This is a genomic window from Vibrio harveyi NBRC 15634 = ATCC 14126 = KCTC 12724, from assembly GCF_001591145.1.
Lineage (GTDB): Bacteria > Pseudomonadota > Gammaproteobacteria > Enterobacterales > Vibrionaceae > Vibrio > Vibrio harveyi.
On record NZ_BCUF01000140.1, the window covers coordinates 1 to 1,047 of the forward strand.

At 36.6% G+C, this 1,047-nt stretch carries 2 protein-coding genes; both read right to left on the minus strand.

Annotated features, from left to right (window positions below):
* Positions 1–22: 22 nt before the first annotated feature.
* Positions 23–223 carry a hypothetical protein gene (locus VHA02S_RS24870; RefSeq protein WP_038899642.1) on the minus strand — a complete coding sequence of 67 codons (201 nt, stop codon included), beginning with the start codon at positions 221–223 and terminating at the stop codon, positions 23–25.
* A gap of 32 nt (positions 224–255) precedes the next feature.
* Positions 256–996 carry a hypothetical protein gene (locus VHA02S_RS24875; RefSeq protein ID WP_038899640.1) on the minus strand — a complete coding sequence of 247 codons (741 nt, stop codon included), beginning with the start codon at positions 994–996 and terminating at the stop codon, positions 256–258.
* Positions 997–1,047: the final 51 nt, after the last annotated feature.

Sequence of the window (1,047 nt, forward strand, 5' to 3'; positions counted from 1 at the left end):
CGAATCCCTCTTGAACAGTTTGTTAAAAATCACTCTCCTCAAACCCTCCCTCTAAATCAGTTACTCCCCAACGTATGTAAGCCGTTTCTGCAAGTCTATTTACGAACTCGCCTTGATCTATCCAAAATCCTTTTTCAGCTACTTTCTCAAAGTCATTCTCATCAACATTTCTAAGATGAGGATTAACAATAAATTTTTTCTCTGAAGCGAGTTCAATGCCCAAAATAAAATGGGGGAGTAGCGCTCCTTTGACCCCTACCTCACTTTGGCAGGGTACAAGCCTAAAGAATTGTAGTTTGGCAGCCCCGAATTTGTGGTAGAGAACTCATGAATTGTATTTGCCAAATGCCCAACGGCATGATGGTAGAATGGTTTGGGGATAAAATAATGCAAAATATATTTATCATGTTTATCGTTAGAGAAATCTAAAGCAACATTTTTATCAATACTAGTCGAAACTAGAGTAGTTTCAGTGCGGATGCCGACAGCCCCAGCCATATGAAGCCAATGCAAGTAGTAATCTCGGACTTGCAATCGGATTGACCTACATTTAATCATTTCGAACTTGGACACAAAATCTACAATATTTGAAGGATTATTGAAATAGTCAATAAACTCTTCTGGTGTGTTATCTAGAACACGCTTTTTACTGCGTCGATTGCTAATTACATGTGCGATTCTCTTAAAAATATACTCTAAAGTATCAAACGAACAATCATTAATGTTTAAAAGAAACGAGCGCTCGTCATCAATTTCGTCGATAGAAAAATGCCTTGACTTTTCTCCAAAATAAAAGACTCTTTGATACATATTTTGTTCATTGAACTCTTCATTCTCGCTAGAGTGACGTTTCCAAATATTCTGCTTTTTTTCTCCCCTATATAACAACAATATCTTTCCACTTTTGTTATTTTTCTTAATAAACCCCTTAAACCGTCGTAATGTTTTCATTTCATCTTTAGACAAAGGATCGCCGTCAATATTTATATATTCCATATTTCCTCTTGATTTTTAACGCCCTGTTAAGGGGTGAGCAACGCAATACCG